Source organism: Gardnerella swidsinskii, assembly GCF_023277705.1.
Classification (GTDB): Bacteria; Actinomycetota; Actinomycetes; order Actinomycetales; family Bifidobacteriaceae; genus Bifidobacterium; species Bifidobacterium swidsinskii.
On the sequence record NZ_CP083176.1, the window covers coordinates 14,452 to 37,345 of the forward strand.

Annotated in this window: 16 protein-coding genes and 1 other RNA gene; 16 read left to right on the forward strand and 1 reads right to left on the reverse strand. The window is 41.0% G+C overall.

Annotation, left to right across the window (positions count from 1 at the left end; translation table 11 throughout):
- Positions 1 to 186: 186 nt before the first annotated feature.
- The 14 genes from K9E37_RS00065 (at position 187) to K9E37_RS00130 (ending at position 18,620) form a co-directional block, all read left to right on the forward strand.
- Complete coding sequence (locus K9E37_RS00065) at positions 187 to 1,161, forward strand: cation diffusion facilitator family transporter (RefSeq protein WP_415685259.1); 975 nt, start codon at positions 187 to 189, stop codon at positions 1,159 to 1,161.
- 112 nt (positions 1,162 to 1,273) lie between these two features.
- Positions 1,274 to 2,182 carry a TrmH family RNA methyltransferase gene (locus K9E37_RS00070; protein WP_012914098.1) on the forward strand — a complete coding sequence of 303 codons (909 nt, stop codon included), beginning with the start codon at positions 1,274 to 1,276 and terminating at the stop codon, positions 2,180 to 2,182.
- 70 nt (positions 2,183 to 2,252) lie between these two features.
- Positions 2,253 to 3,320: a phenylalanine--tRNA ligase subunit alpha gene (pheS, locus tag K9E37_RS00075; protein WP_041160572.1), complete on the forward strand. Its 1,068-nt coding sequence runs from the start codon at positions 2,253 to 2,255 to the stop codon at positions 3,318 to 3,320.
- Between the two features lie 5 nt (positions 3,321 to 3,325).
- The gene (pheT, locus tag K9E37_RS00080) at positions 3,326 to 5,947 is read left to right on the forward strand and encodes a phenylalanine--tRNA ligase subunit beta (RefSeq protein ID WP_248893297.1); all 2,622 of its coding nucleotides are present in this window, start codon (positions 3,326 to 3,328) and stop codon (positions 5,945 to 5,947) included.
- A gap of 256 nt (positions 5,948 to 6,203) precedes the next feature.
- Positions 6,204 to 6,743 (forward strand): arginine repressor, encoded by a 540-nt coding sequence (locus K9E37_RS00085; RefSeq protein ID WP_032842537.1) that lies wholly within the window; start codon positions 6,204 to 6,206, stop codon positions 6,741 to 6,743.
- A gap of 276 nt (positions 6,744 to 7,019) precedes the next feature.
- Positions 7,020 to 8,234, forward strand: coding sequence for an argininosuccinate synthase (locus tag K9E37_RS00090; protein ID WP_012914101.1), 1,215 nt, complete (start codon positions 7,020 to 7,022; stop codon positions 8,232 to 8,234).
- Positions 8,235 to 8,270: 36 nt separating this feature from the next.
- Positions 8,271 to 9,788 (forward strand): argininosuccinate lyase, encoded by a 1,518-nt coding sequence (gene argH, locus K9E37_RS00095; protein WP_012914102.1) that lies wholly within the window; start codon positions 8,271 to 8,273, stop codon positions 9,786 to 9,788.
- 166 nt (positions 9,789 to 9,954) lie between these two features.
- Complete coding sequence (gene tyrS, locus K9E37_RS00100) at positions 9,955 to 11,274, forward strand: tyrosine--tRNA ligase (RefSeq protein WP_012914103.1); 1,320 nt, start codon at positions 9,955 to 9,957, stop codon at positions 11,272 to 11,274.
- A gap of 152 nt (positions 11,275 to 11,426) precedes the next feature.
- Positions 11,427 to 13,058: a tetratricopeptide repeat protein gene (locus tag K9E37_RS00105; RefSeq protein WP_012914104.1), complete on the forward strand. Its 1,632-nt coding sequence runs from the start codon at positions 11,427 to 11,429 to the stop codon at positions 13,056 to 13,058.
- Positions 13,059 to 13,202: 144 nt separating this feature from the next.
- Positions 13,203 to 14,303, forward strand: coding sequence for an HAD-IIA family hydrolase (locus K9E37_RS00110; protein ID WP_012914105.1), 1,101 nt, complete (start codon positions 13,203 to 13,205; stop codon positions 14,301 to 14,303).
- Positions 14,300 to 15,103 carry a TlyA family RNA methyltransferase gene (locus K9E37_RS00115; RefSeq protein ID WP_012914106.1) on the forward strand — a complete coding sequence of 268 codons (804 nt, stop codon included), beginning with the start codon at positions 14,300 to 14,302 and terminating at the stop codon, positions 15,101 to 15,103. The genes K9E37_RS00110 and K9E37_RS00115 overlap by 4 nt, the downstream gene beginning before the upstream one ends.
- A 90-nt stretch (positions 15,104 to 15,193) precedes the next feature.
- The gene (locus tag K9E37_RS00120) at positions 15,194 to 16,117 is read left to right on the forward strand and encodes an NAD kinase (RefSeq protein WP_012914107.1); all 924 of its coding nucleotides are present in this window, start codon (positions 15,194 to 15,196) and stop codon (positions 16,115 to 16,117) included.
- Between the two features lie 54 nt (positions 16,118 to 16,171).
- A complete protein-coding gene (gene recN / locus K9E37_RS00125) occupies positions 16,172 to 17,956 on the forward strand; it encodes a DNA repair protein RecN (RefSeq protein WP_012914108.1) in 1,785 nt (594 codons plus the stop codon).
- Complete coding sequence (locus K9E37_RS00130; protein WP_248893300.1) at positions 17,940 to 18,620, forward strand: HAD family hydrolase; 681 nt, start codon at positions 17,940 to 17,942, stop codon at positions 18,618 to 18,620. Before recN ends, K9E37_RS00130 begins: the two co-directional genes overlap by 17 nt.
- A gap of 19 nt (positions 18,621 to 18,639) precedes the next feature.
- On the opposite strand, the gene rnpB is transcribed toward K9E37_RS00130, so the two are convergent.
- An RNA gene (gene rnpB, locus K9E37_RS00135) (RNase P RNA component class A) lies at positions 18,640 to 19,013 on the reverse strand.
- A gap of 211 nt (positions 19,014 to 19,224) precedes the next feature.
- On the opposite strand from rnpB, the gene hpf reads away from it, so the two are divergent.
- Both hpf and secA read left to right on the forward strand, forming a co-directional pair.
- A complete protein-coding gene (gene hpf / locus K9E37_RS00140) occupies positions 19,225 to 19,896 on the forward strand; it encodes a ribosome hibernation-promoting factor, HPF/YfiA family (protein WP_004106803.1) in 672 nt (223 codons plus the stop codon).
- 187 nt (positions 19,897 to 20,083) lie between these two features.
- Positions 20,084 to 22,879 (forward strand): preprotein translocase subunit SecA, encoded by a 2,796-nt coding sequence (gene secA / locus K9E37_RS00145; protein WP_248893302.1) that lies wholly within the window; start codon positions 20,084 to 20,086, stop codon positions 22,877 to 22,879.
- Positions 22,880 to 22,894: the final 15 nt, after the last annotated feature.

Consider the following 22,894-nt stretch of genomic DNA (forward strand, 5'->3'; position numbering starts at 1 on the left):
GTTATAGACAAAGTAATTGATAATAGTGAACCCCGGCTTAGGCTGGGGTTCATTGCGTATAAGGCAAAATGCGAATGATATTGAGAAACGATATCGCCCAAATATTTTAATATTTTAGGAGGTTGGAAAGTGCATAATCATAACGATGTAATTCAAACTAACGGCACTGGTTCACGCTCAAGCAGTGTGAATGCAAATGTCAACTCTTCCGATACTAATTACAATAATGCCAACGCAGCTTCCCAAGCAGAAGCAATTCACGCAAGTCATGCACATCAGCATCGTTTGCTTCTTACGCTTTCTCTTACTGCAACTGTGTTCTTTGCTGAGGTAATTGGTTCTTTCATAACCAATTCCTTGTCGCTTCTTATAGACGCAGGTCATATGCTTACAGACATTTCGGTTCTTGCAGCTTCAACAGTTACTGCAATTCTTATGCGTCGTCGTCCAAATAGTAAGCGCACGTGGGGTTGGGCGCGTCTTGAGGTTATTACAGCTGCTGCGGGAGCTCTTATTTTACTGCTTGTAGGAGTGTATGCTCTTGTTGAAGCTGGAATGCGTCTTTTTGGTAGTGGCCATCAAGGCATTCACGATGTAAATCAGCTGCTATTCTTTGGTATCCTTGGTTTAGCTGCGAATTTAGGTTCTCTTGTAATTCTTATGTCTCAATCGCAAGACAATATGAATATGCGTGCTGCTTTTCTTGAGGTTATGAACGATGCTCTTGGATCTGTTGCAGTTGTAGTCTCAGCTATTGTAATGATGAGTACAGGTTGGGCAGGTTTTGATGCTTTAGCTGGCGGTATTATTGCGCTTCTTATGATTCCTCGTGCGTTAAAGCTTCTTAAGAATGCTGTTAAGGTTCTTCTTGAGCAGACTCCTGAAGGTCTTGATTTAAACAAAGTTCGTGAACATCTAGAGCATGTTCCTCATGTTCTTGCAGTTCATGATTTGCACGCTAGTACTGTCTCTACTGGTATGCCGATTTTTATGGCACATGTTGTTGTGGATCCTAATATGACAATGTCTCAATGCTCTCATGTGCTTTCTCAGCTTCAGGACTGCTTACGCGAACATTTTCCTGTTTCTGTGTCTCACACTACTTTTCAACTTGAGCCTAAAGGCTATACAACTTCCAGTGCTTCAGAGCATCATGAATAGAGTTTATAAGGTTTTGCTTATAAGTTTTGTTGCAATGAATGTGGCAGGTTTGCATAAATCTGTGAATGTGTATTTCCTGTGTCGTAATCGTTTTTGAAGTAAAGTTATATTTATGCCGTTAAAAGAACTAATTGATAATACTCACAGTGAGCGCGTGCGCAGACTCGTTTCTTTAGGTCGCGCAAAGTCGCATGATTTGCAGCGTTTTTTAGTTGAAGGTCCGCAAAGTGTGCGCGAAGCTGTACGTTATGCCACAGATTCGTTATGTGATATTTATGTTACTAAAGATGCTTGTGAAGGTAATGAAAAGAAAAGTTCCCAATTTTCTTCTTTGCGGGAAATAGTTAAAGAAGCTTTATCTCGATCTTGTTATGTTCATCCTGTTGAACCGAGTATTATGCAAAAAATTAGTGCTGATTCACAGGGAATTGTTGCGGTTGCTAATTCGAAATCTTTAGATGATATCTATTTTAGTGAGTTTAAAAATTTGCAACAATCAGCACAAGTAAAATCAAAAAACGATTTTAAGCCTCTTCGTATTGCAGCTTGCTGGCAGGTAAGAGATCCTGGCAATGCTGGTGCTATTATTCGCGTTGCAGATGTTGCTGGATGCGATGCTGTTGTTTTTGTTGATGATTGCGTAAGTCGTTGGAATTCTAAGCTTGTGCGTTCGACTGCAGGTTCACTATTTCATCTTCCTGTAGTGCAATTAAGCGTTCAAGACTGGTTCGAATGCGCTGCAAAATCAAATATTCGAATTATTGCAGCTGATATTTACGGAACTGACAAGATTAAACCTGTGCCATTTCCAAAAATTTTAGTCAATTCCGAGGTTATTAGCAGTTCTTTGGCTATTTTATTTGGCAATGAAGCTAGAGGCTTACCTAAAGAAGTATTGCAACAGGTTGACGATATTTCAATAATTCCAATATATGGAAAAGCAGAATCAATGAACCTTGCAACAAGTGCAGCAGTAATGCTTATGGGCTTGGCTATGTCGAGTCATGAGCGAAAAATATAACTTTGGGCAATATTTTGCAATATCGTATATAAACAATGAATATACGTATAACACAGATAGGAAGGGTGCTGTGACCGATAATAAGCCATTCGATATTAAAGCTGTAAGTAAAGCAGTAAAAGAAGGTATTGCTAGCGTTACAGCTGCTCAAACTATGGAAGAGCTGAAGGCTGTTAAAACTAAGTATGCTGGCGCGCAGTCAGTGATGACTGTTGCAAGTAAAGCAATTGGTTCTTTGCTTGCGGATCAAAAGAAGGAAGTTGGCAAGGTGATGTCAACTTTGCGAGCTGATTTTGGTCGAGCTTTTGCAGAAGCTACAGAGCGAATTAAAGCTGTTGAAGAGGCTAACATGCTTTCTGCAGAAACTGTAGATATGACTCTTCCAATTAATCGTAAGCCTTTAGGTGCTCGTCATCCTATTGCTCGTATTATTGAGGATTTTGAAGACTTCTTTGTGTCTATGGGTTGGCAGATTTCTGCAGGTCCAGAAGTTGAAACTGAATGGTTTGATTTCGATGCATTGAACTTTGGTCCGGATCATCCTGCGCGTCAAATGCAAGATACTTTCTACGTTCAGGGTAATCAAGCTAAGGATGCTGCAGGCTTTGTCGGTTCAAATATGGTTTTGCGCACGCAAACTTCTTCTGATCAAGTACGTGCGTTAATTGAGCGTGGAGTTCCTCTGTATATTGCTTCTCCTGGTAGAGTGTTCCGCACTGATGAACTGGATGCAACGCATACTCCAGTTTTCCATCAATGTGAAGCTTTGGCTGTAGATAAGCATTTAACAATGGCTGATTTAAAGGGTGTTCTCGATCGTTTAGCTGTTGCGATGTTTGGTCCAGATGCAAAGAGCCGCTTGCGACCAAGCTACTTCCCATTTACTGAGCCTAGTGCTGAGCTGGATCTTTGGTTCCCAGATAAAAAGGGCGGTCCAGGCTGGATTGAATGGGGCGGTTGCGGAATGGTTAACCCTAATGTGTTGAAGTCTGCAGGTTTAGATCCACAAGTGTATACCGGTTTTGCTTTTGGTGTCGGCTTGGAGAGGACTCTGCTTCTTCGCCACGATATTAACGATATGCATGATTTGGTTGAAGGCGATAAGCGCTTCAGTGAACAGTTTGTAATGGGGGAGTAAAACTCATGCCAATGGTAGATATTGACTGGCTCAAAGATCATGTTGAAGTGCCAGAAGGTTTAACTTACGAACAGCTTGCTAAAGATTTAGTTCGTGTTGGTCTAGAGGAAGAAGAAATTCATACTTCTCAAGTTACCGGTCCAATTGTTGTCGGTTACGTAGTTGACGCTACTCCTGAACCGCAGAAAAATGGCAAAACTATTAATTGGTGCCATGTTGATGTTGGAGATAAATACAACGATGTTGACGAGAACGGCAAGAAAGTTCCTCGTGGCATTGTTTGCGGTGCTCCTAATATGGCTGCCGGTGAAAAGGTTGTTGTAACTCTTCCTGGTGCTGTTCTGCCTGGAGATTTTAAGATTGAGCCGCGTAAGACTTACGGTCATATTTCTGACGGTATGTGTGCTTCAGAGCGTGAGCTTGGTTTGGGAGATAGCCACAATGGCATTATTTTGTTGCGTGAATATGGCTTCTCTAAGGCTGAATACGATGAGTTGAAGCCTGGCGACGACGTAATGGAGTTGTTGCATCTTAATAAGCCGATTTTGGAGATTAACATAACGCCTGATCGTGGATATGCTTTCTCTTATCGTGGTGTTGCTCGCGAATATCATCATTCAACTGGTGCTGTTTATACGGATCCTGTTTCAAAGTTGAATGAGCAGGTATCGCAAATTAATGATGAAGGTCACAAGACTTCAGATATTGACGTGAGTATTGAAGATACTAATCCAATTCATGGTGTACCTGGTTGTGATCGATATTATGCGCGTGCTGTACACGGTTTTGACTCCACTTGTGCAAGCCCACGTTGGATGCAGCGTCGTTTAACGCGTGCAGGTATGCGCAGTATCTCTCTTGCTGTTGATATCACTAATTATGTCATGCTTGATTTGGGTCAACCTCTTCATGCTTATGATTTAGACAAAATTGAAGGTCCAATTGTAGTTCGTCGTGCACATGAGGGCGAACATCTTACGACTTTGGATGGCAAAGATCATGAATTGCATGTTGAGGATTTAGTTATTTGCGATTCTCCTCGTGGAAACCATGGTTCACGCGTGCTTGGCTTAGCAGGTGTTATGGGCGGCATGTATGGCGAAGTTACGAGTGAAACGAAAAATATTTTGATTGAGGCAGCGCACTTTGATCCCGTTTCAATTGCTCGTACTGCTCGTCGACATAAGATTCCTTCTGAGGCTTCTCGTCGTTTTGAGCGTGGCGTTGATACCCAATTGCAGCCAGCAGCTGCACAAATGGCTGCAAATCTTTTGGAACAGTTTGGTGGAGCTAAGCCATCTACATCGCCGTGTGATGTCAATAATACTCAGTCGCGAAATGTGATTGTGTTTAAAGCTAATGAAGTGCAGCGAGTTGCCGGTTTGGATGTTGATTTGAATCGCATTAGCGATATTCTTACCGATATTGGTTGCTCTGTTGCTGGTGGTGGAAATGGATCCTTCTCCGTTCTTCCTCCAACTTGGCGTCCTGATTTGAATGAGCCTTGCGATCTAGTAGGGGAAATTGCTCGACTTGTTGGATATGATGAGATTCCTGTTAAGGTTCCTGCTGTTCCTGTTACTGGTCGAACTGGCTTAACTGCGCAACAGCAAACTAGACGAGCTATTGCTTATGAGTTAGCGGAAACTGGTTTTGTTGAATCTTTAAGCTATCCATTTGTTGGTGAGGAAGATATTAAAGCTTTCCGTCAAAATGTGGATGAAGTTGCTGAAGTAAGTGTTCGTATTGCTAATCCTTTAGCTGGAGACAGGCCTTGGCTTCGTCGTTCTGTTTTGATGACTTTGGCTGGTACTGTTCGACGCAATCTTCATCGTGGTTTAACAGATATTTCCATGTATGAGCTTGGTCATGTGTACTTTAGCGATCCAAATGCTCCTGCAATTCCTGCATTACCTGGTTCTGTTAGACCTTCTAATGCTGAGCTTGCTGCGTTGGATGCTGGATTACCGGAACAACCTTTGCATGTTGCTGCTTTGCTAACTGGTCATGCTGAAGAAACTGGTTGGCTTGGTACTCATAGAGATGTTGATTGGAGCGATGCTGTTGAAGCACTCCAGCGAGTTGGTAAGAGAATTGGTGTTAAGTTCATTCTCGAACAGTTTAAAGCTCAAGATGCTCCATCTTCTTGGCATCCTGGTCGTAGTGCTCAAGTTTGTGTTCTTGCTGAAGATGGTTCAAGCGTCAATCTCGGTGTTGTTGGCGAATTGCATCCACATGTTTGTGAAGCGCTAGATTTACCTAAGCATTCTGCAGCATTCGAGCTTGATTTAACTGAATTGTTTAAGAATATGATTATGAAGCCTGTTCAAGCTAAACCAATTTCGACTTTCCCTCCTGTAAAGCAAGATTTCGCTTTCACTGCACCAATTGAGTTGAAAGCGAATGAATTGCAGTCTGCTATTGAAAAGTCTGCTGGAGATTTGCTTGAATCTGTTGAGTTGTTCGATGTGTATGAGGGTGAGCAGCTTGGAGAAGGTTTGCGTTCTCTTGCTTATTCCGTAACGTTCCGAGCAAATGATAGAACACTTTCTGGCGAAGAGATGGAAGAAGTTCGTAAGAAGATTACGGATGCTGCTGAAGTCTTGCACGCAACTTTGCGAGTGTAAAATATAATATATTTTAGTTAATGCGATTGTGCATACGTTCTAATAGTAGTATGCATAATCGCATTTATTGTATTATTAACTCTTTTTCTTTTTATGTAAAGTAACATCTATTTTTTAAATAAAATATAGCATTTTCATGCATAATAGATATGTGTGACGAAGAACACATAAATAATTTTTTATGCATGTAGATATGTATACACATATTCGTATATATTTAATTGAAAATATGTTTATGAAAGGTTTTGATAAAATTATGATGAATCCAGAAACGGATGCAGAATCAAATAACGAAGTGTCAATAAAACAGCAACGTCCTGCAACAAAAGCAGCGCGTTTAAACGCTATTGAACAAGCGTTACTGGCAGAAGTGATTACTTCTCAATCTCAACTCGCTAAAGTGTTGGCGCGTCATGGTTTTAATGTTACTCAAGCTACTTTGAGCCGAGATTTAGATGAGTTAAATGCCGTTAAAATTCGATTAACGGATGGCAGGATTGCGTATGTGCTTGGCGATGGTACTGGCAATCGTCATGCTATGGATACTGTGCGAATTGATCAGCAAGTTGCTCGCACTTTAGCAGGTCTTGTCACTGAAGTTGGACATGCAAATAATATTGTTGTTATTCACACTCCATCAGGCGCTGCACAATATGTTGCAAGTGTTATAGATCGTCAGCCTTTGAAAGGTATTTTAGGATCAGTTGCTGGAGATGATACAGTTATTATGGTTTGCGTTTCAAATGAAGAAGCTGAAAATCGAGCAAATTGGATGCTTTCAGTAGCTTCTCGTTAAACAATTTATTAAAAAATATTGTGGCTATTTAATTAAATATTGCATTAAAAAAATAATTTTGCAGTAACGAAAAGATTTATACGCGTGCAGTGCATTGTTGAGCTGCGCGCGTTTTTATATGTATAACTATAATTGATATATTTTTTTATATTTTATAATAACTCTTCGAAGATGATAAAAATATAATAATTTTTTGGCGCATCTGTTGATTTTATTTTAGATGTATAATATGCTCTTTATTGTTTATTTATTCAATACATGACCTGGGAGGTCACAATGACTAATAAAAAACGTATTGTCTTGGCGTATTCAGGTGGCCTCGATACTTCGGTAGCAATTCCATACCTTAAAGAGCAAACAGGTCAAGACGTTGTAGCTGTGTCGCTAAACGTTGGTCAAGGCGGTGAAGCGCTTGAAGTAATTAAGAATCGTGCTTTGGCTTGTGGTGCAGTTGAGGCATATGTTGTCGATGCTCGCGAAGAATTCGCAGATAATTATTGCATGCTTGCATTAAAAGCTAACGCAATGTATGAAGACGTGTATCCATTGGTTTCTGCTCTTTCTAGGCCTTTGATTACTCGCCACTTAGTGAATGCAGCTCATCAATTTGATGCAGACACAATTGCGCATGGTTGCACCGGCAAAGGAAACGATCAGGTTCGTTTTGAAGTTGCAATCCAATCTTTGGATCCAGAATTAAAAGCTATTAGCCCAATTCGAGACTTGTCACTTACTCGTGATGTTGAAATAGAATTCGCTAATGAGCACAAGCTTCCAATTGAACAAAGCAAGAAAAGCCCATATTCGATTGACCAAAACGTGTGGGGTCGTGCAATTGAAACCGGTTTCCTAGAAGATCCATGGAATGCTCCGACTGAAGAGTGCTATTCTTATACGCAAAATCCTCTTGAATCTCAAGAACCGGATGAAGTTAGAATTACTTTTGAAAAAGGTATTCCAGTCGCAATTGACGGTCATAGTGTAACGCCTTTGCAAGCAATTGAAGAAATGAATGCAAGAGCTGGAGCGCAAGGAATTGGACGAATCGATATTATTGAAGATCGTCTTGTAGGAATTAAATCTCGTGAATTGTACGAAGTTCCAGGTGCTCAATCTCTAATTGTTGCACACCAAGAGCTTGAAAATTGCTGCCTGGAGCGTGAGCAGCATAGGTTAAAGCGTGCTCTTGATAAAAAGTGGGCTGAATTTGTCTATGATGGTCAGTGGTTCTCTCCAGTTGTGTGTTCTCTTAACGCATTTATTAATGAAACTCAAGAGCATGTTTCTGGAGAGATTCGAATGACTATGTATGCTGGCAAAGCTGTAGTTACTGGACGTCGTTCTGAGGAATCATTGTATGACTTTAATTTAGCAACGTATGATTCTTCAGATACATTTGATCAGCGTGCTTCCAATGGATTCATTGAAATCTACGGATTGTCTAGCAAGGTTGCAGCAGCAAGAGATATGCGCGTTGCAAACAACAACTAATACGATATATATAAAAAGATATAAAGGTAATAAACTATGCACGATGCAACAAAAGCAGCAGCCGCAGAACTAGAAAATAATGAAAGTAATAATACTAATCACCCTATTGCATTGTGGGGTGGACGATTTAGTTCAGGTCCTTCAGCAGAGCTGACGAAACTAAGCAAGTCCACACAATTTGATTGGCGATTAGCGGATGATGATATTGCTGGTTCTAGAGCTCATGCGCATGCGTTGCATCGTGCAGGTCTTCTTAACGAAAAAGAGTATGCTGATTTATCTTGTGCATTAGATGAATTGCAAAAGCGTGTAGATGATGAAACTTTTGCACCCATTGAGGAAGATGAAGATGAAGCTACAGCATTAGAGCGCGGTTTACTTGAAATTGCTGGAAATGAGCTTGGTGGAAAGCTTCGTGCAGGTCGATCTAGGAATGATCAAATTGCAGCTTTAATACGTATGTTTTTGCGTAGGCATGCGCGCGTTATTGCATCATTATTGTTGTCAGTTTGCCAAGCGTTGCTGAATCAATCAAAAAATGCAAAAGACGCAGTGATGCCGGGTCGCACTCACATGCAACATGCTCAACCAATTTTGCTTGCGCATCAGTTAATGGCACATGTTTGGCCGCTTTTACGAGATGTAAATCGCTTCATAGATTGGGATTTGCGTGCAGATGAAAGCCCTTATGGAGCAGGAGCTTTGGCAGGCAATACTCTTGGTCTTAATCCAGAAGAAGTAGCTAAAGAGCTTGGTTTTTCTAAAGTTTGCGCTAATTCTATAGACGCAACTGCAAGTAGAGACTTAGTCGCAGAATTTTCATTCATCGCAGCAATGATTGGCGTTGATATATCACGATTAAGTGAAGAAATTATTATTTGGAATACTCAAGAATTTGCATTTGTTCGTTTAGATGATGCTTATTCAACTGGCTCATCGATTATGCCTCAAAAAAAGAATCCAGATATTGCTGAACTTGCTCGCGGTAAAGCTGGTAGATTAATAGGCGATTTAACTGGTTTAATGGCAACTCTTAAAGGTCTTCCTACTGCTTATGCTCGCGATTTGCAAGAAGATAAAGAAGCTGTTTTTGATCAAATTGACACTTTAGAAGTGCTTCTTCCAGCTTTTGCTGGAATGGTAGAAACTATGAAATTTGATCTAAATAGACTTTATGAACAGTCTTCTACTGGTTTCGCTCTTGCTACAGATATTGCAGAATGGCTTGTAAAAAAGGGTGTTCCATTCCGTAACGCTCATACTTTGTCTGGTTTGTGTGTAAAGCGAGCTGAGGGAATTGGGGGAGATCTTGCTGATTTAAGCGATGATGATTTTTCAAATATTCTAAGCGGTTTTGTTGATAGCGCAGAAATTGCGAATATCAGAACAATATTGACTAGTGCTGGATCTGTGTCTGCCAGATGCGGTCGTGGCGGTACAGCCTTCGCACGAGTTAAAGAGCAAATTGTAGAGGCTGAAAATGCAATGGATAATTATTATAAATTTGCAAATTCAAAAAGCGATGGTTCTGCTTATATCTCGCCTATAAAATAATTTTAAAATTAGATTATTAGCTGTCACGTTATAGTGCCAAATATTGTACTTTATAATATTTGGCACTTTTTTATTATGCGTGTCGTCATGTGCTGCAAAAATTGAAAGGCTTGTGGACGCGCAAAGCGCCCGATATTTATCGGTATTCTGTATTAAGGAGATACGAATGGCTCAGGTCAGGAACTACAAGGAAGCAGGTTTTGCTTCTTTGTTTGAAGAGCTTAAGTGGCGTGGATTAATTTCACAATCTACTGATGAGCAGCAGCTTGCTCAAGCGCTTGACGGAGAACCATTAACGTATTATTGCGGTTACGATCCTACTGCTGCTTCATTGCATATTGGTAATCTTGTACAGCTTATTAATATGCGCCATTTGCAGGCTGCAGGTCATCATCCTATTGCTTTAGTTGGTGGTGCCACTGGTTTGATTGGTGACCCTCGTCAAAGCGGAGAACGCACTCTTAATTCTAAGGATATTGTGGCTGGCTGGGCTGAACGTTTGCGTAAGCAGATTGGCAGAATTTTGCCTCTTGATGGTGAAAATCCTGTTCGTTTTGTCAGCAATTACGACTGGGTTTCTAAGATGTCTGCTATCGACTTCTTGCGTGATGTTGGTAAGAATTTCCGTGTTGGCACAATGCTTTCTAAGGATATTGTGGCTCGTCGCTTAAATTCCGATGAAGGTATTTCTTTTGCTGAGTTTAGCTATCAAGTTTTGCAAGGCAACGACTTCTTGTACTTGTTTGATAATTACGACGTAACTTTGCAACTTGGCGGTTCGGATCAGTGGGGTAATCTCACTTCCGGCATGGATTTGATTCGTAAGGTTCGTGGCACATCCGTAAACGTGTTTACTAGCCCGATTATTACAGATAATCAAGGTCGTAAGTTTGGTAAGTCAGAAGGTAATGCCATGTGGCTTGATCCTTCTATGCTTAGCCCTTATCGCTTCTACCAGTTCTGGTTCAATCAGCCTGATGATGAAGTTGTTAAGTTGCTTAAGGTGTTCACTTTCTTGCCAAAAGATGAAATTGAGCGTTTAGCTCAGCAAATTCAGGATGATCCTGGAAGTCGTGAAGCTCAGCGCGTGCTTGCGTGGGAAGTTACAAGTTTCGTTCACGGTGAAGATTTAACAAACCAGGCTATTGAAGCTTCTTCCGCTTTGTTTGGACGTGGTGATCTTTGCAATATTGATGAGCAGACTCTTGAAGCTGCTTTAGATGGCGTTAAGGTTAAGGCTGAAGACGGTAGTTTAGATTTCGCTAAGGCTAAAGTTGCAGATCGTGTTGTTGAGGCTGCAGTTGCCGCTGGTCTGTTCCGCACTGTTTCTGAAGCTCGTCGTGCTATTGAAGCAGGCGGTTTGTATCTGAATAATGAACGTGTAAGTGGTGTCGACGATGTGTTAAGTGAGGGCTCTTTCTTGCACGGTCGTTTCGCTTTGCTTCGCCGTGGCAAGAAAGCTATCGGTGCCGTAGAGCGCGCTTAATAAATGTTTGTGATTTATTAAAAATACATCTGTTGTAAGCTTGCTGCTTGATGTATGCTATAGCTTGCTTCAGCAGATGTTTAGTTGTTTTATGAATATAATTAAAATGTGATTTTGTAATAAAATTGCACATAGATGAGAGGTATGCCAGAATGGGCGAAGAACGCGAACACTCGCGGAGTGGTAAGAAATCTTTTGGTGAACGTGGTGGATTTGGTCATCGCAATGGTGGTAAAAGTAGCGAGCGTCGCGGTGGTTTCCATAAGGATGGTTTCCATAAAGGCGGTTTTAAGAAGGGTGGTTTCCGCCGTAATGATGATGACCGTGAAGAGAGCTTCCACTCTGGCGTAAAGCGTGATGGTGATCGTCGTTTTAACCGTCATGACGATCGTAAAGATGACCGTCGCGGTGGTTTTAAGAAGAATGGTTTTAAGAAGGACGGATTCCGCTCAGAGAATCGCGATAATGATCGTCGCTTTGATCGTAACCGTCATTTTGATCGTATAGATGATTGTCGCGATGACCGTCGCTCTAGAGATTTTGAACATTCTGGTGAAGAAGGTGGCAACCCACGCTACAAGAAGTTTGATGGTGAACATCGTTTTAACCATCGTGACGATCGCAGGGATAATCGTCGTGAGAACCATAGCAATGGCGATTTCCATAAAGATTTCCATAAAGGCTCTAAGGGTGGCTTCCGTGATGACCGCAGAGACGATCGTCGCGATGAGCGCAGAGATAATGAGCGTCGTTTTGATCGTCGTGACGATCGCAGAGATAATCGTAGCACAAATTCGCGTAGTAACTTCCGCTTTGAAGATGGTCCACGCCGCAATTCTGACGGAACTGTTTCTTATCCATCTCAAAATCCTTATACAGCACGTCGCCCTGGTGAACCTAAGATGCCAAAAGGTTTGGAATGGGCAATGCTTTCTAAAGAAGATCGCGAGCGTTTGCGCGGTCTTTCAAAGGAGCATGCTGAAAATATTGGTCTTCATATTCTTGCAGCTTATACTTTGCAAGAAGAAAATCCTGAACTTGCATTAGAACATGCAAAGTGGGCTGCTAAGCAAGCTTCTCGTATTGATTTTGCTCGCGAAACTTTAGCTTTTGTGGCCTATCGTCAGGGCGATTACAAACTTGCTTCTAAGGAATTCCGCACTGCAATGCGAATGAATGGTTACCTTGATTATTTGCCATTTATTGCCGATTGCGAGCGCGGTATGGGAAATCTAGATAAGGCTTTAGAAATTTGCATGTCAGATGAAGCAAAAACCTTAAGGGGAGAAGTAAAAGCCGAAATGTTCCTCGTTTATGCAGGTGTTTTGGCTGATACTGGTCATGCTGATAAGGCTATTGAATTGGTTCATGCAATGGGTCGTTCAAAGGGTCTTCCTGGGGAGTATCGTATGCGTGCAGTTCAAGCAGAACAATACTTCTTGGAAGAAGCCGGGCGTAGTGACGAAGCAATTGAATTAGAGTCTTTGCTTGATAAGCTTGAGCAACAGTATGCTGATGTTGATGACGAAGATATAAATCCTGATGATATTGTTATCGACTATGATTTAGAGCATTTGAATGATGACATGATGGATGAAATTGGCATGAGTGAAGATGATGCTCAATTTGCTCCTGATGAAGAATCTGATGAATATGCTGATGAAGAATCTGAAGCAACTGAAGATTCTGAAGATTTAGAAGACTCAGAAGAGACAAGTAACTCTGAGAATGCGGATAATACGGATACAATCGAGATGAGTGCTGTTCACGCTGACGAAGAGTAGTTCGTAACATTTGAATATTTGCGCCCGGCTGCTTTTAAGTAAGCCGGGCACTTGCTGCTTTGAGAGTTGATATTTATAAAATATATTTGAAAAATTTGAATCTAAATTAAGTGCAGTGTTTAGCAAACTTAAATGAGGTATAGTATGCAAGTTGAAACGAAAAAGAATTTTTCTTCATGTAATCGTCCGTTAAGCGATGCATTTCGTTTAGCACTGCTTGATTTAGATGGTGTTGTATATCGTGGTGGAAATGCTGTTGAATATGCGTCTGATTCCATTTTGTTTGCGCAAAAAAATGGAATGGCAATTGAATACACAACTAATAATTCTTCGCGTTTCCAATCTGTTGTTGCAAAACAACTGGAAAGTTTTGGCTTAAAAGTAGAACCATGGCAGATTATAACGTCTTCTGTTGTTGCAGCAAGGATGGTAGCTCGCAATGTTGAGAAAGGATCCAAAGTTCTTGTTCTCGGCGCTGAACATTTGCGTCAAGAAGTGCAACGCGTAGGATTACAACTCGTAGATTCGTGCGAAGATAATCCTAAAGCTGTTATTCAAGGCTGGTATCCTCAAATGACTTGGCAAGAAATGGCGGAAGTTTCTTTCGCTGTTGAGCATGGTGCAAAATATTTCGTTACTAACCGCGACTTAACTATTCCAAGAGAGCATGGTATTGCTCCTGGATGCGGTTCCATGATTCAAGCTGTTATTAATGCTACGGGTGTAGAGCCTATTTCGTCTGCTGGAAAACCAGAATCTGCAATGTATGATGAAGCAAGGTTTTTGGTTGCTGCTAATGCTAAGCATGATGATTCTGAATGTGAAGAATACACTGAAAAAGACGAGTATGGGAATCCTGTAATTAGTATTGAACATTCATTAGCAGTTGGAGATCGTTTAGATACTGATATTGAGGCTGGAACAAGAGGAGGCTATGCTTCATTACTTGTTCTTACTGGAGTTACAGATCCTCGCATGCTTATGCTTGCGCCAAAACATTTGCGTCCAAGTTTTGTTTCTAAAGACTTGCGAGGATTAAACGAATCTCATAACGCTCCTGAACGCGTTAACGGTAGTACTTTTACTTGTGAAGATGCTATAGCAAGAGTTGTGAATAATAATATTATTGAAGTTAATAACACTAACGATTGCAATGCTTTAAGAGCTGCTTGCGCGCTGGCATGGAGCTTGCAAGATTGCGGTGAAAATATGGAAAATTATACTCTTCCGGAGTTTTCCTTATGACTTTGAATGAGGATTTAAGTAAACTTTCAAATAGCAATATTTCACAACGCTTAGATTGCGCTTTGGTTAATCGTGGTTTAGCAGAAAGTAGGACAACTGCTCAACGTTTAATTCGTGCTGGCGTAGTGAGTGTTGACAATCGAAATATTACGAAATCCTCATTTTTAGTAAACAATTCACATACAATAACAATCGACGAATCAAAAAATACGCAATCTTGTATTAGATACGTTTCTCGTGGAGCACTTAAGTTAGAAGGTGCTTTCGAAGCGTTTTCTAAAAATGGTTTAACTACTTCCAAATCAACTAAAGCTCTAGATATAGGTGCATCAACGGGTGGTTTTTGCGACGTTCTTTTGCAAAGAGGTGTTCATTCTGTAATAGCTTTAGATGTTGGTCATGGTCAATTGCATCCAAAAATAGCTAACAATTCACATGTAATTGAAATGAGTGGCGTAAATATTCGAGATGTGTACGAAGAGAACTTGCCATATAAGCCAAATCTTATAGTTTCGGATGTTTCTTTTATTTCTCTAACGTTTGTTATTCCAGTAATTTCTAGAATAGCTCAATTGCATGCAGATATTGTGCTTTTAGTTAAGCCGCAATTTGAAGTAGGAAAAGGAAACCTTGGAAAAGGTGGAATAGTAACTGACGAGACTTTAAGAATTAAAGCTTTAGAAACAATAAAAAGTTGTGCAAATCAAAACGGTCTAAAGGTTATCTCCTCTTGCGAATCTCCTATTGAAGGAACGCATGGCAATACGGAGTATCTTCTTTATGCGCGTTACGAGAAGTAAGTTAATTATTGAATGTTTAGCATTTTTCAATATGTATCCTAACAATTACAATAGTAGTAGTTGTGTTTAAACAGTACGAAGGGGCTGTATATGCAGGAACATTTCGATACTAATTCCGCTTCGTCGGCTCGTCGTGCTCTTGTAGTTACTCACGCTAGAATCGATGTTCATAGTGATGTGGTAAATCAAGTCAAGACTCAACTTATTAAAGCTGGATTCGTTGTTGACGTATTCAACAGTGCTTCTGTGTCTGATTTTGCTAAAAAAACTACTCGTATAGTTGATGAAAATACGGAAATAGTTGTGGTGCTTGGGGGAGATGGCACCATGCTTCAGGCTGCTGAGTTAGTGCATTGCACTACCGTTCCAATTATCGGCATAAATCTTGGTCATGTTGGTTTTTTGGCAGAATTTGAAAGTTTTCAAATTAATGATGCTATTCGTAGGATTGCAAACAAGGATTACACTATTGACAGGAGAATGGAAGCTCATGTAGATGTGTGGCTTCCTGGCGAAAGTAAGCCTTTAAGTGATTGGGCGTTGAACGATATAACTCTTGATCGCGAAGACAGAGGTCGAATGGTAGAACTTTCAATACGAGTAGACGATGTTGAAATGTCATCTTTTGGTTGCGATGGTGTAATAGTTTCAACTCCTACTGGTTCCACAGCTTACGCATTTTCAGCAGGTGGATCAATCATGTGGCCAAATGTAGAAGCGTTACAACTAGTGCCATTAGCTGCTCATGCTCTTTTTGCGCGTCCTCTAATTATTGGTGCCGGTTCTACTTTTACTATTGATATTCTTAATGAATCGTCTTCTGGAGGTTGGATTTGTTGCGATGGTAGAAGACAGCGCGCTCTTCCTCAAGGGTCAAGGATTCAAGTTCGTCAATCAAAAGATGACCTATTATTAGCTAGACTTTCTGGTGCTCCTTTTACGAAGCGTTTAGTTACAAAATTTGATTTGCCAATAGTTGGATGGCGTGAGCACAATAATAATTCTTTAAACTGAATTATTTAAGTAGAAAATAATATTAAATATAGCATTTATAAAACGAGGTACAGCGTGCTTGAAGAGTTAGAAATACGTAATCTTGGGCCAATTTCACATGCGCTTATTACTCCTTCGTCTCACATGACAGCTATTACGGGCGAAACAGGCGCTGGAAAGTCAATGCTTTTAAGTGCTATCAAGCTTATTTCTGGATCCAAAGCAGAAGTTGCAAGGATTTCACCAAACGCTAAAGAAGCATGGGTTCAAGGCATATTTAGTATTCCTAAAACAAGTGAATTAGTAGATGCTGTTGGAAAATCCGGTATTGAATTAGAGCCTTCAGAAAATGACGAAAATAAATCAGATATGTATGTTTCTAGAACAGTACCACAAGAAGGTCGTTCAAGAGCAACAATTTCTGGTTTCGCAGTACCAAAAACAGTTCTTGAACAAGTATGCTCACGATTGATAGTTATTCATGGACAAAGTGACCAATTACGTATAGCAACAAATTCAAAACAACGCGAATTGCTTGATACTGTATCTAAAAATAGTGAATTACTTAAGCAATACGCATGTGCGTATCAAGCGTGGAAAGATGCTAAAGAAACATGTAATCGACTAGAAAATCAAGCGTCTTCTTCGCGACAACGTGCAGATTACCTTAGAGAATCGTTAGCGAGAATACGAGATGTGAATCCGCTGCCTAATGAAGATAAGGAATTGCGTGCAAAAAGAGAAAGAATTGAGAATTCTGCTCAAATTGTTAAAGCAGTGAGCATTGCGCTCGCATCCCTTGATTCCAGTCAAATAGATTATGGTGCTTCAGAATCATCTGAAGATGCTTGTTTTCTTGTAGATAAAGCTTCTCAAGCATTACGAAATATTCGTGTAGATGATTCTTTCAATTCTATTGCAAATCAACTTGACGATATTCATGCTCAACTTGACGATATTGTAATGCAGCTTGCTCAACAGTTGGATATCGATGTAAGTGAAAAAGATTTAGATGATTTAAATTCTCGTATTCATGATCTTACTGATTTAACTCGTAGGTGGGGTCCAACATTAGATGACGTACTTGATTGGTCCGAAAAAGCTCAGTTTGAACTTGAAGATTTAGATGATTCTCCTGAAGCTATTGCCAAAGCGCGTGCTAAGTGTGCTCAACGATATGATGATGCTCTTAAACTTGCTGAAGAATTATATAAAACTCGTTTAAATGCAGCTCATGATTTTGGCACTTTAGTTAGTGAAGAATTACATTCTTTGGCTATGCCAGGTGCTCAATTAATTATCAGTGTAAATAGGCGTTGCGAAGATTTATCTGGTTCTATTCCGCTTGATTCTAACGGATGTGATGATGTAGAGTTTTTGTTCCGACCATTTCCTGCTTCTTCAGATTTGCCGATGAGCAAAAGTGCTTCTGGTGGTGAATTAAGTAGGCTTATGCTTGCAATTGAGCTTGTTGTTGCGAAGTTGACAGATTGCGACGAAGAAAATATGACATTTGTTTTCGACGAAGTAGATTCTGGTGTTGGTGGTGTTGCGGCAGTAGAACTCGGTAAACGTTTGGCTCAACTTTCTCAACATGCTCAAGTTATTGTTGTTACTCATTTAGCTCAGGTTGCTTCTTTTGCAGATGCACAATTTGCAGTACAAAAAAATCTTGTTGAGAATAGTGAGAATAGTTCTTCTGCTATAGTTGCGGATACTTCTGTTATTGAGCTTAATGATTTGATGCGTGAGCAAGAGATTGCTAGGATGCTTGATGGAAGTGAATCAAAAACTTCATTAGAACATGCTCGTGAGCTATTGAGTGCAAGTAGGAAGATCATTGATGGATTTACAAAATAATTCGTCTATTGTTGCAGCGATTTTTGATTTTGACGGCACGTTACTTGATTCTTTAAGCGTTTGGGATGATATTGATCGAGTAAGTTTTGCGAAACGTGGTATGAACGTTCCTTCAATCTTTGCGAATACGACTGCAACAATGAATCCTAGACAAATTGCAGAATATGTTATTAAAAATTACGGATTTACTGATGCTCCTGAAGATTTGATGACGGAGTGGTCAGATATGGCTTTTGACGCTTATGCTAATCATCTTCCGCTAAGAAAAGGCGCGTATGAATATGTGTATTATTTGCGTTCTAATGGTATAAAGCTTTTTCTTGTTACAACTCTTTCTAAACGCTTGTGTATTCCAGCTTTAAAAAGAGTTGGCATTTTTAATTGTTTTGATTTTATTCATTTTGGAGAAGATTTATCTGAAAAAGGTAAGCATAGTCCTAAAACGTATATCGATATTGCTAATCAACTTAAAGTAGATCCAGCTAAATGTGTAGTTTTTGAAGATTCTGCTACAGCTTTATGTTCAGCTCAGCAAGCTGGTATGCAAACATGTGGGGTAGTTGATAATTCAAACGTAAAAATTGATTTAGATTCGTCGTTTAATAAATGCTTAGCAGTATTTTCTGATTTTTCTTTCGCTCCAAGAATCAGCGATATAAGTTGAAAATATGCTATTGGTTGAGTTGATGAGGTTTCACATACCCCGGGTTTTGTCGCATACACAAGTGCATGCGGATGGCCATCCATCTCGATTTGACGTTACCGCCAAACTCTAGCAGTCTACCCGAAGACTTGAGCGAGCAGCTCTAAAGCGTCTTCTGCTTGACCTTGCTCCCAATGAGGCTTGCCATGCGGCTTACTGTTACCAGAAGTCCGGTGGTCTCTTACACCGCCGTTTCACCCTTACCCGAACGAAACGTTCAGGCGGTCTATTCTCTGTTGCGCTATCTCTCAGGTCGCCCTGGGCGGACGTTATCCGCCATTGTGCTCTGTGGAGCCCGGAAGTTCCTCAGCCACTCCGAATGAACATTGTGACCGCGGCCATCGTGAAACCTCAACCTTCCCAATTATAGCAGATGATATTAATATCGTAAAAAATTCGTTATTTTATAAGAAATTCCGTAATAAACGTTAATTTTTTTATTTTAATTTAATAAATCGCTAGGTTTGTATGGATTTAGCAGATATAATAGAAGAACCGACGGCATCGTGGCAGTCGGGTTGTACAAATCGAGCTTAAGGTTCGAGTCTATATGGGGAGGTTTCGCATGGAAATCGTCATTACTGGTCGTCATACGCAGATTAATCAAAGGTTCCGTGACGTTGTAGAAAGTAAGATGAATCGTGTGACCGCCATTGCGCCTGATGCGCAGCGCGTGCAAATCGTGTTGACTCATGAAGGCAATCCAAGGCAGGCTGACACAGCAAAGCGAGTTGAAATTACTGTTGTTGCAGGAAGCACAGTGATTCGCGCAGAAGCTTCTAGCACTGATCAATTTAGTGCATTAGATATGGCGCTTGATAAGTTGACGCTTCGTTTGCGTCGCACTCGCGATCGTCGTAAGGATCATCGTCGTGGATATACGGAAATGACTCCTGTAGACATGGGTGCTGTAGAGCCTGAGATTGAGACTACTGTTGAAGAGCCAGAAGAAAATGAGGTTAATAGCGCAGATGCTGCTGTTGCTTCCGATTTAGGTCCTGGTGAATCTGTGGAAGTAAGTGTTGGCGACACTCCTATTGTGATTCGTCGTAAGTTACATATTGCAGAGCCTATGAGCATAGATGAGGCTTTGTATGAGATGGAGCTTATCGGGCATGATTTCTTCTTGTTCGTAAACAAAGAAACTATGAGACCATCTGTAGTATATCGCAGACATGGTTGGAGCTATGGCGTATTTGAAATTGATACACCTGAAAATGTTGCTAAGCAAAAGTAATAATTAAAACACATCTAAAATGCGCGAATAAGTGCGCATGCCCGTCTAGCACAATGTTGGGCGGGCATTTTTATGTAGTAATCAGACTCGCTAACTTATAAAAATCGTAGCCGTCGCGTAATATAGGCACAGTTTACGTCTATGTTGGCTAGGCCGTCGTCATAGACATGACCTAAGGGAGCAAAACGTGGTAGATATCGTCGATAAAGCCTTGCGTATGGGTGAAGGCCATCAATTGAAGCGCCTTGAGAACGTAGCAAAGGCTGTGAATGCGTTGGAAGATGAAATTTCCGCGCTTTCCGATGAAGAATTGAAGGGTCAAACTGCTAAATTCAAGCAGCGTTTAGACAATGGTGCAAAGCTTGATGATTTGATGCCTGAAGCCTTCGCTACTGTGCGAGAGGTTTCAAAGCGTACGCTTGGCCAGCGTCATTTTGATGTGCAGCTTATGGGTGGCGCTGCATTGCATTGGGGCAATATTGCAGAAATGAAAACTGGTGAAGGTAAAACATTGGTTGCTACTTTGCCAAGCTATCTGAATGCTTTGGAAGGCAAAGGTGTGCACGTTGTCACAGTCAACGATTACCTTGCTAGCTACCAGAGCGAGCTTATGGGTCGTATTTATAGATTCCTTGGCATGAGTGTTGGATGCATTATTACAGACCAGCAGCCGCCAGAGCGTCGTAAGCAATACAATGCTGATATTACTTACGGTACAAATAATGAGTTTGGCTTCGATTACTTGCGTGATAACATGGCGTGGGAAAAGAGCGAGCTTGTGCAGCGCGGTCATCACTATGCAATTGTCGATGAGGTCGATTCCATTCTTATCGATGAGGCTCGTACGCCACTTATTATTTCAGGTCCTGCTGAAGGTGATGTAACTCATTGGTATCGTGAATTTGCAAAGCTTGTTTTGAAGCTTACTCGCGATGTTGATTACGAGATTGATGAAAAGAAGAAAACCGCAGGTATTCTTGATCCTGGCATCGCAAAAATTGAGGATTACTTGGGCATCGATAACCTTTATGAGCCAAGCAATACAGCTCTTATTGGTTATTTGAATAACGCTTTGAAAGCTAAGGAGCTTTTCCTTCTAGATCGTGACTATGTTGTTACAAACGGCGAAGTTTTGATTGTCGATGAGCACACTGGTCGTGTTCTTCCAGGTCGTCGTTATAGCGAGGGCTTGCATCAAGCAATTGAAGCTAAGGAAAACGTGGAAGTCAAGGCAGAAAATCAGACTTTTGCTACTATTACTTTGCAAAACTACTTCCGCATGTACGACAAGCTTGCTGGTATGACTGGTACTGCTGAGACTGAAGCTGCAGAGTTCATGGGAACTTACAAGCTTGGTGTTCTTCCAATTCCTTCCAACCGTCCAGTAATTCGTAAAGATAAGGACGATTTGATCTTCCGCACAAAGAAAGAAAAGCTTACTGCTATTGTGCGAGATGTTGCTGAGCGTCATGCAAAGGGTCAGCCTGTGTTGCTTGGTACAGCTTCTGTTGAATCTTCTGAGATTCTTTCTTCGCTTCTTGACGTTGCTCGCATTCCTCACCAGGTTTTGAATGCTAAGCAGAATGCTAAGGAAGCTGCTGTTGTTGCTGTTGCAGGTCGTAAGGGTGCTGTAACTGTTGCTACTAACATGGCAGGTCGTGGTACCGATATTATGCTTGGCGGCAATGTTGAGTTCCTTGCAGATTCTAAGTTGAAGGCTGAAGGATATTCTCCAGACGATACTCCTGAAGAGTATGAGAAGCGTTGGCCAGGCGTTTTAGCTGAAGTTAAAGAGCAAGTTAAGGACGAGCACGAAGAAGTTAAGAATCTTGGTGGCTTGTATGTACTTGGTACTGAGCGTCACGAATCTCGTCGTATTGATAACCAGCTTCGAGGTCGTTCTGGCCGTCAGGGTGATCCTGGCGAGTCCCGCTTCTACTTAAGCTTGGAAGATGATTTGATGCGCCTGTTCAACACTCAGCTTGTTGCTCGTGTTATGGCTAAGGGATTGCCAGAAGGCGAACCAATTGAGTCTAAGTACGTTTCTAACGGTGTGCGCACGGCACAGAAGACTGTTGAAGCTCGTAACTTTGAAATGCGTAAGAACGTTTTGAAGTATGACGATGTTATGAATAAGCAGCGTACTGTGATTTATGCAGAGCGTCAGATGGTTCTTAAGGGTGAAGATATTCACGAGGACATCTTGAAGTTCATCAGTGACACCGTAGAAAGTTATGTGCGTGGCGCAATGAACGGTTCTGATAAGCCAAAGAATTGGGATTTGGACGGCTTAAAAGATGCTCTTAACTCTGTAATGCCTGTACTTCTTGATTGGGATCAGGTGCGTGAAACGATTATCAATCTTAAGGGCGAAAAAGCTGTTTCTGCTTTGCGTGATTTGATTGTCGACAGTGTAGTAAAGGTTTACTCTCTCATCGAAGATCGTCTCGGCGCTGATCCACTTCGTCAAATTGAACGTCGCGTTGTTCTTTCTGTTCTCGATCGCAAGTGGCGTGAACATCTTTATGAGATGGATTATTTGAAGGATGGTATTGGTCTGCGTGGTATGGGTCAGCGTGATCCGCTCGTTGAATATCAGCGTGAAGGCTACCAGATGTACAATTCGATGATTGAGGCAATTAAGGAAGAAAGCATTCAGCTTCTATTCCACATTGATATCAATCAGATTGCTTCTACTGAAGATATTTCTTCTGACGATGAGCTTGATGAAGATGTTGCACAAGCTTCGTCTGAGGTAGATGCTGAAGATCAGGCTGCTGGTATTGTTGGTCCTGCACCTTTGAGTCATGCTGAGGGAGATGTTCCGTTGAGCATGCGACCAAAGAATGAAGAATGGAAGACTCCATGGTCTGATGGTCGTACATTCCCAGGAACAAATAAGAATGAAGAGTGCCCATGTGGTTCTGGTCGTAAGTACAAGCTTTGCCATGGTCAAAACGAATCTGAAAATGAAGCTGAGTAACTTGAAAGCTGCTAA

Bases quoted from the DNA above. Each gene is read 5' to 3' on its own strand.
- K9E37_RS00070 (WP_012914098.1), top strand. From the start codon at position 1,274: ATGCCGTTAAAAGAACTAATTGATAATACTCACAGTGAGCGCGTGCGC.
- pheT (WP_248893297.1), top strand. From the start codon at position 3,326: ATGCCAATGGTAGATATTGACTGGCTCAAAGATCATGTTGAAGTGCCA.
- K9E37_RS00085 (WP_032842537.1), top strand. From the start codon at position 6,204: ATGATGAATCCAGAAACGGATGCAGAATCAAATAACGAAGTGTCAATA.
- K9E37_RS00090 (WP_012914101.1), top strand. From the start codon at position 7,020: ATGACTAATAAAAAACGTATTGTCTTGGCGTATTCAGGTGGCCTCGAT.
- argH (WP_012914102.1), top strand. From the start codon at position 8,271: ATGCACGATGCAACAAAAGCAGCAGCCGCAGAACTAGAAAATAATGAA.
- tyrS (WP_012914103.1), top strand. From the start codon at position 9,955: ATGGCTCAGGTCAGGAACTACAAGGAAGCAGGTTTTGCTTCTTTGTTT.
- K9E37_RS00105 (WP_012914104.1), top strand. From the start codon at position 11,427: ATGGGCGAAGAACGCGAACACTCGCGGAGTGGTAAGAAATCTTTTGGT.
- K9E37_RS00110 (WP_012914105.1), top strand. From the start codon at position 13,203: ATGCAAGTTGAAACGAAAAAGAATTTTTCTTCATGTAATCGTCCGTTA.
- K9E37_RS00115 (WP_012914106.1), top strand. From the start codon at position 14,300: ATGACTTTGAATGAGGATTTAAGTAAACTTTCAAATAGCAATATTTCA.
- K9E37_RS00120 (WP_012914107.1), top strand. From the start codon at position 15,194: ATGCAGGAACATTTCGATACTAATTCCGCTTCGTCGGCTCGTCGTGCT.
- K9E37_RS00130 (WP_248893300.1), top strand. From the start codon at position 17,940: ATGGATTTACAAAATAATTCGTCTATTGTTGCAGCGATTTTTGATTTT.
- hpf (WP_004106803.1), top strand. From the start codon at position 19,225: ATGGAAATCGTCATTACTGGTCGTCATACGCAGATTAATCAAAGGTTC.